The following is a 9748-nucleotide window of genomic DNA, read 5'->3' on the forward strand; positions in this document are numbered from 1 at the left end:
AAATATTTATCGAAAAAAATAGACCTCAAGAATTTTCTTGAGGTCCTCTTTCATTACTTCATCGCTTCTAGTTCACTTTCGGTCACCCATTTATGGTTTGTGACCTCTTCTCCATCTTCGGTCGTGTAATCAACCATATAAACCGTCGTCTCTTCGGCCGTATCAATCGTCGCTTCCGCTCCGTCCATGCCCTCCATGTGATCAGCGGCCAATACGACTTGTTCACCTTTTTCTAATGGCGCGTCACCCGGATTCTCGAGTTCCTCATGGATCACCCATTTATGATTCTCTACGGGATCACCGCCTGTGGTCGGTGTATAACTGACTGCATATACAGTCGTATCATACGCACCGACAATCGTGGCTTCTACACCTTCCATCCCCGGCATATGATCTGCCGTCATCATCGCTGTCGACCCTACAGGATACGTCGGATCACTCGCTTCCATCAGTCCGTCTGGTATCTCTCCAGACCCCGAATGGTTCATTGACGAATGGTCCATGCTTTGTTCTTCTGACATCTCCATCGATGTATCGTCTGCCGTATCCCCACATGCGGCCAATGATGTAGCGAGGATGATGACACCTAAACCTGTCATCCATTTTTTCTGTTTCATCAAATCTCTCCCTTTATTCATACTCACGTTGAGTGTACCCGTCCCTAAGAATCAACAGACGTTTTTGAGAGCATTTCGATGATTTGTTAACTGACTGCAACAAAAAAGGCCAAAATCCCGAAAGATTCTGGCCATGGATGATTATTCAACTGTTACAGACTTCGCCAAGTTACGTGGCTTGTCGACATCACAGTCACGGGCAAGTGCCGCATAGTACGAGATGAGTTGAAGTGGAAGAACCGTCACGAGTGGCGTGAGAAGTGGTTCAACACGTGGAAGAACGAATGCATCGTTCTCGTGCTCCATGCCTTCCATTGAAATCGTACAAGCTACTGCACCACGCGCCACAACTTCTTTGATGTTTCCACGAATGTTGAGGTGTGTGTTCGGTTGCGACACAAGCGTGATGACTGGTGTCCCATCTTCAATCAACGCGATCGGTCCGTGTTTAAGTTCCCCACCTGGGTATCCTTCTGCTTGGATGTATGAGATCTCTTTGAGCTTCAATGCGCCTTCAAGACCTACATATGAATCCAATCCACGTCCGAGGAAGAATGCGTTACGTGATTCTTTCAAGAACTTATCAGCAAGCTCTTCAAAGATTTCTTTTTGTGCCATGATTGAGTCCATCGTTGTTGCAACGAGCGCGAGCTCTTGCATCAAATCAAACGGAAGTTTCTTCCCGTTCGCACGAGCGATGTCGTATGCGAGAATCGCGAGGACGGCGATTTGTGCCGTGTACGCTTTCGTCGAGGCGACGGCGATCTCCGGTCCTGCGTGGAGGAGCATCGTCTCGTTCGCTTCACGCGAGAGTGTCGATCCTGCTACGTTTGTCAACGTGAGCGCTTTATGGCCAAGCTTTTTCACTTCGACGAGGACGGCACGGCTGTCCGCTGTCTCACCTGATTGTGAGATGAAGAGGAAGAGTGGCTTCTCTGTCAAAAGTGGCATGTTGTAACCGAACTCTGACGCGACGTGTACTTCAGTCGGTACACCTGCGACGCGTTCGATCAATTGTTTCCCAACAAGACCGGCGTGGTAACTTGTCCCACAGGCGACGATATAGACGCGGTCCGCTTCCGAGACGAGCTCGCGCACGCCTTCTGTGAGTTCGATGTCACCGTTTTCGTTCTGGTAATGCTGGATGATGTTGCGGATGACGGCCGGCTGCTCGTCCATCTCCTTCAACATGTAGTGCGCGTACGTGCCCTTCTCGATGTCTGACGCATCGATCTCGGCCGTGTACGGTGCACGTTCGAGCACTTCGCCGTCGAGCGTCTTGATCGTCGCCGACTCACGTGTGAGGATGACGATCTCGCCGTCGTGGAGCTCGAGGTACTGGTCCGTCACCTGGAGCATCGCCATCGCGTCCGATGCGACGACGTTGAACGTGCCGTCACCGAGTCCGACGAGGAGCGGTGACTTGTTCTTCCCGATATAGAGGCGCTCTTTATCCTCTGAGTCGATCATCGCGATCGCGTATGAACCGTGGAGGTCCGAGAGCGTCTTGCGGAACGCCGCCTCGACGTCACCGAGCTCGACGAAGTGCTTCTCCATGAGCTGGACGATGACTTCCGTGTCCGTCTCTGAAAGGAACGGGACGTCAAGCGTCTTCTTGATGATTTCGTCGTTCTCGATCACGCCGTTATGGACGAGCGTGAAGCGTCCTGTCGTACTTTGGTGCGGGTGGGCGTTCGGTACGCTCGGTACCCCGTGTGTCGCCCAACGTGTGTGGCCGATTCCAATCGTGCCGTCTACTTCTGCTGGGATGATTTCGCGTAGCGCAGCGATGCGACCGACTTCTTTGTGAACGTTGACATTTTCATGCATCAACGCAAGACCTGCCGAGTCATAACCACGGTACTCGAGTTTTTCAAGACCTTTGAGAAGGACTTCCTTCGCTCCGGTATTCCCAATCATTCCTACAATTCCACACATAAACAAATCTCCTCTATTCTTCGATTTCTCGAAAAAGGAAACGGGCTTTTTCTAAGAGCTGTCAGCACACACTTCTTTGTCCGTCCGGTCACCCGGGCGTTTTAAAAGCGTGCTTTTCGTCGTGACAGGCGACGAAGAGGCATCCGCCGAAATCTCGATAACCTCTAACCTCGTCAACTCCGCAGAGTTCTGGCGCTTGTTCGTACTCTTGTGTCCTTCCGTTTCCAAGGTCACGCTCTTAATAGTACAAATCACACCCCCATTCGTCAAGAAGAACCATTGTTTTCTCGATGACAAAACGGAAACAAAAAGGGAATCCAACGTTGGATTCCCTTGTGTTATTCCCGGTTTCTGAAAAATTATCCTTCTACGCCGTAATCTTCACGCACGACTTGCGCGATTTTCTCAACGTAGCGGTCGCACTCTTCCGGTGTCGGGGCTTCTGCCATGACACGGACGAGTGGCTCTGTTCCAGATGCACGGACGAGAATACGACCGTTCCCAGCCATTTCCGCTTCTGCTTCTTGAATCGTCGCGAGGACACGCTCTCCGTTCATCGCATCATTTTTATTCGTCACACGGATGTTGACGAGCTTTTGCGGATACACCGGCATCTCAGCTGCCAACTCAGAAAGTTTACGGCCTGTCGACTTAACGATTTCCGCCAATTGGACGCCTGATAACATCCCGTCACCCGTTGTCGAGTGATCGAGGAAAATCAAGTGACCCGACTGTTCACCACCGAGTGTGTATTGATGTTTCTTCATCTCTTCCACAACATAACGGTCACCAACTGCTGTTTGAAGCGCCGTCATGCCCGCTTCTTCCACAGCTTTATGGAAGCCAAGGTTACTCATGACCGTCGCGACAATCGTATTGTCTTTCAAACGACCTTTTTCACTCAAGTATTTCCCGCAGATGTACATGATTTTGTCTCCATCCACGATATCACCGTTCTCATCAATCGCAATCAAACGATCTCCATCACCGTCAAAGGCAAGACCCATATCCGCTCCTTTTTCACGAACGAACTCAGCCAAGTGCTCAGGGTGTGTCGAGCCGACACCTTCGTTGATGTTCAACCCGTTTGGCGAGTTTCCGATTGTCGACACGTTCGCCTCTAGGTCAGCGAAGAGACGAGCTGCAAGACCACTCGTTGCACCATGCGCACAGTCAAGCGCGATGTGAAGGCCATCAAAGTCCTCTTCTACAGTCTGTTTCAACATTTGAAGATACTTTTGAGCACCCTCATAATAATCTGAAACGAAACCGAGGTCTTTTCCAGTCGGCCGTGGGAGTGTATCTTCTGCAGCGTCCAAAATGTCTTCGATTTCTTGCTCGGTTGCGTCATCTAATTTGAAACCATCGCTACCGAAGAATTTGATGCCGTTGTCTGCCACGGGGTTATGCGATGCCGAGATCATGACTCCCGCTGTCGCATCTAATGACTTCGTCAAGTAAGCGACCCCAGGTGTCGAGATGACACCGAGACGCATGACTTCTGCACCGATTGAAAGAAGACCCGCAATCAATGCACCCTCTAACATATGTCCTGAGATTCGTGTGTCACGACCAATCAAAACTTTCGGCTGTTCGCCTTCTGGCAAATGTTTCGAGAGCACGTAGCCACCCGCACGACCTAAACGATATGCTAATTCCGCAGTCAACTCAGAGTTCGCAACACCGCGAACTCCATCTGTTCCAAAATATTTACCCATAAGATTAAATCCTCACTTTTGTATGATTGAACATCTTTATTGAATAGAAGATGTTTCTGTTTCTTCATCGACGCTTGTCAATTGAACATCGATTGTTTTTGGCGAAATGACAGTCACGCCTTTTGGTACTTCATAATCTACATCTACCGCGTGTGTCCCACTCGGTAAACCTGTTAAATCTAAGGTTACATTGACACTGTTCGAGGAGATGTTCTCTAGAAGGGATCGTTTTCCCGACAGTGTCACACTGACGACTTCTTGCGTTTGAACCGTATAATTCGTTCGGTCATACCCACGAACATTGACCGGAACCGTCAATCGAATCCGTTCCGTCAATTCACCCGTGTCATCCTTCGTCTCATCGTTCGGACGAACCAATACCTGGACTTCGACTTCTTTTTTACCGAGAGATGTCGCTCCTTCTGGAAGGCGGAGGGTAGCGTTTAACTTTTCAGACTTCGTTAAGTCATCCAGCTCAATCGGTTCCGTTTCGATTGTTTCGAGTGCATCGAGCACTTCTTTTGGAGCAAAGACACGGACTTCCGTCTCAGCTAACAACGTATCGGCTAGTCGGAAGTCATCCGCCACATCTCCACTCGTAACGACCTCGATTGGAATCATCGCACTTTCATCATAAATCGGTACGGTGACATTGATGATATTCGGATCGACCGACACGTTTAATGGGTTCCCATTCGCATCTAAAATAGTCGGGGGAATTTCTCGTGTAAACGTCTGACTTTCATTCGCAACGTCTACATTTAACGTGATTTCCTTGACGTTTTGAATCCGACTCGCGCCTCCCGTGACTTTCACAGTAGACGGTTCGATTTCGACGTCGCCCGCTACTTTCCCGTCCGGTAACTGATCTTTGTTTAGTAAATTTACAGATACCGGCACTTCAATCGTTTGCTTCCGGTCAATATAGATTTCGACAGTCTCTCGGTCTAACTTGACGTTGACGTCGCCACCGAATCCTCGTGCCTCAACCGGAACACGGTGAAAGCCCGTCCCGAGGTTCGTCAAGTCGACGAATACCTGATAATCTTTCACCAATTTGGTCATCGTTAAACTACTGGACGGACCTTGAAGTTCAACGCCCATCTCTTCCGGTACATTATATGCGACATACTGCACCTCATCAAAAAACACTTCGACCGGCACATCGAGCGTCATGGAACTCTGTCCGACGATCGGCAGCGCACTCGACGCATTATTTGAAGAACTGGTCTCAGCGACCATTAAGTATAAAAGGACGGCTAAAGCAAGTGCGATGAAGCGGAGAAACCATTTATGTTGTAACCACTGATCAATCACTTACTTATCCCCTCCTTTTTTACCGAAGAACGAGAGGGTCGCCTCTTTTTCTTCGATGACGAGTTCTTGAATTAATTTGTTGCGTAGCGCTTCTTCATCCAATTCGCGATACAGACGTCCTGCAATCGCAAGGGAGACCGCTCCCGTTTCTTCTGAGACGGTAAGGGTGACACTGTCTGTCACTTCACTGACGCCGATAGCTGCACGGTGACGCGTCCCGAGCGCTTTATCGATGTGTGGACTTTCAGAGAGCGGTAAATAACAAGCTGCCGCTGCAATCTTCCCATCCTGAATAATCATCGCTCCATCATGAAGCGGCGTGTTTGGAATGAATAAGTTAATAATCAACTGAGACGTAATATGTGAGTCCATCCGAATGCCTGTCTCGACATATTCATTGAGTCCCGTATCGCGTTCGATGGCAATCAATGCACCGATTCGCCGTTTGGACATATACTGTGCAGAACTGACGATCGCTTCAATCATTTGTCGTTGTTGCTCTTCGTCACTCGTTCCCGTACGTCCGAATAAATTGCTCGTTCGTCCGAGATGTTCAAGACCACGTCTCAACTCAGGTTGAAAAATGATGATAATCCCAAGAAGACCATACGTAATCACCTGATTTAGCAAGAACTGGAGCGTCTTCAATCCGAAGAAACCGCTCAAGAACCAACTGACCAGGATGATTGAGATCCCTTTGATTAACTGAACTGCTTTTGTCCCACGTACAATCATCATTAACTTATAAATCACGTACGTGACGACGACGATATCTAAAACATCATTCAAATAATCGTACCAATGTACGTTTTCTGAAAGATTTAAAAATGAGAAAAATGATACTTGTTCAAGTAGCGGCAAATGCTCCCCTCCTTCACTACCTAGCTAAATCGTGCAAGTTCCATTATATCATCAATTCTGTCTAGACGCATTGCGTCACTTCAAAACGAAACCAGATTGAAACGAAAAAAAGACGCTAGATGCGTCTTTAGAATAGTTGTTTCATCGAGTACCAAATCCACTCGAACATTTGGTCAATCTGTTCAAGCTCACCTGTCACTTGACCGGCACTGGCTAAATACGCACGACCATTCACAGCGGTCGCGTCACCTTTGACCGTTCCTTCGATTCGTAAATCGCCACCTTGAACGGTGATATCCTTCTCGACCGTTACACCGGCTGGCACAATGACTTCGTTCTCTGACACGACAACCCCTGGTACTTTTGTATAGGTCATCGTCTCAGATGCACTGTTCCAGAGTCCAAGTGTCGCGCTAGACATTAGACTGAAGAACAGGACCGCCGCGATTAAAGCCGGGTGTCGTTGTAGCCAAGTGATTTGTTTCGAGTGCGGTTTTCGTTCTTTTCGGATTGGTTTTGATAACGGAACGACCGTATCGGGTGCTTTTTGTACAGGTGCTTCAGGCAAAGCGGCCATCACACGTGCAGTAAAATCGGCTGATAACTTTGGACGAGGCAATGCTTTCAGTTCTGCGTCGATTCGTTCATATTGTAGATACGACTCGTATAATTCATCGTCTTCTAACAATTGACGCAATTCGTCAGATTCTTCGGGCAAAACGCCATCTTCCAAATATTGTTGTACTTTTTCTTCAGGAGTCAATTGAACCCCTCCCTATTTTGAAAGATTGTTTTTAACATTTCTCTTCCCCGGAAGATCCTTGTTTTAACCGTTGCGACCGGCATGTCGATCATCACGCTGATTTCTTTTAATGACAAATCATCCACGTACTTTAGTAGTAAGGGAATACGATATTTGTCGGGGAGTTGCTTGATCGCTTCATGCATCTCACTTCGAATTTCGCGATGAACCACTTGGGCATCGGGTTGGGGCGCTTCATCAGCTAAGTGGTCTTGATAGGTCAAACCGTCTGTACCTGCAATTTCGGCATCCATCGAATACTCTGGCTTCCGTTTCCTCAATCGATCGATGGCAACGTTCGTTGTGATTCGATAGAGCCATGTTTTGAACTTATATTGTGCGTCATACGTATCGATTCGTGTATACGCACGAATGAACGCTTCCTGGGCAGCGTCTTCCGCTTCGCCACGATCATACAAAATTTTATAGGCGATTGCAAAGACGCCATCCTTGTATAGTTCTACCAGTTCGGCAAACGAATCGTGATTCCCCGCCCTCAATTCATCTACCAAACGGGTGGTCAGCCGTTCCATCAATCCACTTCCCCTCTCCGCTACACATGCGGTCATTTCTATATACGTCTCATGATTCAAATGGTTTCATTTAAAATAAAAAAAGTTTCCACCCCCATTGTAGCAAACGGGTTTGGAAACTGTAAGGAAATCAGACTGTCTCGCCTTCCAATAACAGGTTTTCTTTTGATTTTATGATCGTTTCACACAGACGATACGCTAAATTTGCCGTCATATCTTCTCGGTCTAACACTGGATTCAATTCAACGAGTTCGACAGCAATTAAATCATCTGCTTTCATAGCTTCTGTTAAAATCGCTTTGGCCTCGACTTCTGTCAGACCGCCATCAACTGGTGTCCCAGTGCCAGGTACTAGTGATGCATCTAAACTATCCATATCAAAGCTGATATAGAAACGATTGACGCGTTCACGTAGATAATTCAATGCTTCTTGCATGATGATATCGACACCACGCGTTCGCACTTCTTCTACAGTAATAACTTTGATGCCAAGTCGATTAATCTCGTTCATTTCCCCTTCATCGATATCACGAAGTGCGATGTATACTAAATGCTCCGGTGATAACTTCGGCTCACGTCCGCCCACCTCTGTCAAACGAACGTCACCCATGCCCATTGCAGCCGCAAGCGGCATTCCATGAATGTTACCGGATGGTGACGTTTCTCCAGTATTCAAGTCAGCATGAGCGTCTACCCAGATGACACCGTATGGTCCTGTTTGAGCCAACCCAGCGAGTGTACCGATTGCCATACTATGATCGCCCCCAACGATCAATGGGAATCGATTCGCTGTAATCTCGCGATGCACAACTTCCGCCAATTCAGTGACTGTGTGTAGGACACCATCGACTCGCTTCAAGTGTTCCTCATTTTCACGAATTTCAGATTCCGGTAACACGCGAATCGTATGTTTGACCGTTTCCGATGGCAGGAGTGCCTCCATCCCTAATTCGTTTAATTTTGCTGGTCCTTGGTCAACCCCGAGTTTCCCTTGACCGTATCGCAGCGGTACATGAATATATGACCATTGCATTGCCATTCCCCCTTTGAACGCTTGATAACTAAATTGTAAACGCTATCATTCATTTGGTTCAACTCGGCAATACAATGAATAAACATACAAAAAGGCAACCTGAATGGTGGCAGGCTGCCTTTCTCTGTACTCTCATTTGAATGGTTCATGGTTTTAGGCAAAAAAAAACTTAAGTCATCACTAACTTAAGAAACAAACATATGGTGGAGCCTAGCGGGATCGAACCGCTGACCTCCTGCGTGCAAGGCAGGCGCTCTCCCAGCTGAGCTAAGGCCCCGAAACAGGGATAAGAATATGGAGCGGAAGACGGGATTCGAACCCGCGACCCCGACCTTGGCAAGGTCGTATTCTACCACTGAACTACTTCCGCAAAAAATGGTGAGCCATGCAGGGCTCGAACCTGCGACCCTCTGATTAAAAGTCAGATGCTCTACCAACTGAGCTAATGGCTCAAACCTGGTGGGGGGGGGCGGATTCGAACCGCCGAACCCGAAGGAGCGGATTTACAGTCCGCCGCGTTTAGCCACTTCGCTACCCCCCCGAGGAGTGCCGGCGAAAGGATTCGAACCCTCGACCCTCTGATTACAAGTCAGATGCTCTACCAACTGAGCTACACCGGCATATATATAGGTTTGATGTAATACATAAAAATGGTGGAGGATGACGGGATCGAACCGCCGACCCCCTGCTTGTAAGGCAGGTGCTCTCCCAGCTGAGCTAATCCTCCATATGGTGACCCGTACGGGATTCGAACCCGTGTTACCGCCGTGAAAGGGCGGTGTCTTAACCGCTTGACCAACGGGCCTAAATTGGCTCCGCAAGTAGGATTTGAACCTACGACCTACCGGTTAACAGCCGGTTGCTCTACCACTGAGCTATTGCGGAACGATCTTGCCTGGCAACGTCCTATCCTCACAGGGGGAGATCCC

General features: G+C 48.4%; 8 protein-coding genes and 8 tRNA genes. All 16 read right to left on the reverse strand.

Features of this window, described 5'->3' with window-relative positions; all coding sequences use genetic code 11:
- Positions 1 to 53: 53 nt before the first annotated feature.
- The 16 genes from LCM29_RS10830 to LCM29_RS10905 all read right to left on the reverse strand — a co-directional run bounded on the left by LCM29_RS10830 (position 54) and on the right by LCM29_RS10905 (position 9704).
- Positions 54 to 617: a YdhK family protein gene (locus LCM29_RS10830; protein ID WP_224862713.1), complete on the reverse strand. Its 564-nt coding sequence runs from the start codon at positions 615 to 617 to the stop codon at positions 54 to 56.
- Positions 618 to 758: 141 nt separating this feature from the next.
- Positions 759 to 2555 carry a glutamine--fructose-6-phosphate transaminase (isomerizing) gene (gene glmS, locus LCM29_RS10835; RefSeq protein ID WP_214821642.1) on the reverse strand — a complete coding sequence of 599 codons (1797 nt, stop codon included), beginning with the start codon at positions 2553 to 2555 and terminating at the stop codon, positions 759 to 761.
- Between the two features lie 359 nt (positions 2556 to 2914).
- Positions 2915 to 4273 (reverse strand): phosphoglucosamine mutase, encoded by a 1359-nt coding sequence (glmM, locus tag LCM29_RS10840; protein ID WP_224862714.1) that lies wholly within the window; start codon positions 4271 to 4273, stop codon positions 2915 to 2917.
- 36 nt (positions 4274 to 4309) lie between these two features.
- Positions 4310 to 5590 carry a YbbR-like domain-containing protein gene (locus LCM29_RS10845; protein WP_224862715.1) on the reverse strand — a complete coding sequence of 427 codons (1281 nt, stop codon included), beginning with the start codon at positions 5588 to 5590 and terminating at the stop codon, positions 4310 to 4312.
- Positions 5591 to 6451, reverse strand: coding sequence for a diadenylate cyclase CdaA (cdaA, locus tag LCM29_RS10850; protein WP_214697362.1), 861 nt, complete (start codon positions 6449 to 6451; stop codon positions 5591 to 5593).
- Between the two features lie 127 nt (positions 6452 to 6578).
- A complete protein-coding gene (locus LCM29_RS10855) occupies positions 6579 to 7214 on the reverse strand; it encodes an RseA family anti-sigma factor (RefSeq protein ID WP_224862716.1) in 636 nt (211 codons plus the stop codon).
- Positions 7211 to 7786, reverse strand: coding sequence for an RNA polymerase sigma factor SigW (gene sigW, locus LCM29_RS10860; protein ID WP_012727640.1), 576 nt, complete (start codon positions 7784 to 7786; stop codon positions 7211 to 7213). The genes LCM29_RS10855 and sigW overlap by 4 nt, the downstream gene beginning before the upstream one ends.
- Before the next feature lie 130 nt (positions 7787 to 7916).
- Positions 7917 to 8819, reverse strand: a complete 903-nt coding sequence (gene rocF / locus LCM29_RS10865; protein WP_224862717.1) for an arginase — start codon at positions 8817 to 8819, stop codon at positions 7917 to 7919.
- A 201-nt stretch (positions 8820 to 9020) separates the two neighbouring features.
- Positions 9021 to 9096: transfer RNA gene (locus LCM29_RS10870), tRNA-Ala, on the reverse strand.
- A gap of 18 nt (positions 9097 to 9114) precedes the next feature.
- Positions 9115 to 9189 (reverse strand) — tRNA-Gly (locus LCM29_RS10875).
- A 6-nt stretch (positions 9190 to 9195) separates the two neighbouring features.
- Positions 9196 to 9271, reverse strand: a tRNA-Lys gene (locus tag LCM29_RS10880).
- A gap of 5 nt (positions 9272 to 9276) precedes the next feature.
- Positions 9277 to 9360 (reverse strand) — tRNA-Tyr (locus tag LCM29_RS10885).
- Between the two features lie 6 nt (positions 9361 to 9366).
- Positions 9367 to 9439, reverse strand: a tRNA-Thr gene (locus LCM29_RS10890).
- Between the two features lie 31 nt (positions 9440 to 9470).
- A tRNA-Val gene (locus LCM29_RS10895) sits at positions 9471 to 9546 on the reverse strand.
- A gap of 3 nt (positions 9547 to 9549) precedes the next feature.
- Positions 9550 to 9624 (reverse strand) — tRNA-Glu (locus LCM29_RS10900).
- A 5-nt stretch (positions 9625 to 9629) separates the two neighbouring features.
- Positions 9630 to 9704 (reverse strand) — tRNA-Asn (locus tag LCM29_RS10905).
- Between the last annotated feature and the right edge of the window lie 44 nt (positions 9705 to 9748).

Source organism: Exiguobacterium aestuarii (assembly GCF_020171655.1).
Classification (GTDB): Bacteria; Bacillota; Bacilli; order Exiguobacteriales; family Exiguobacteriaceae; genus Exiguobacterium; species Exiguobacterium aestuarii_A.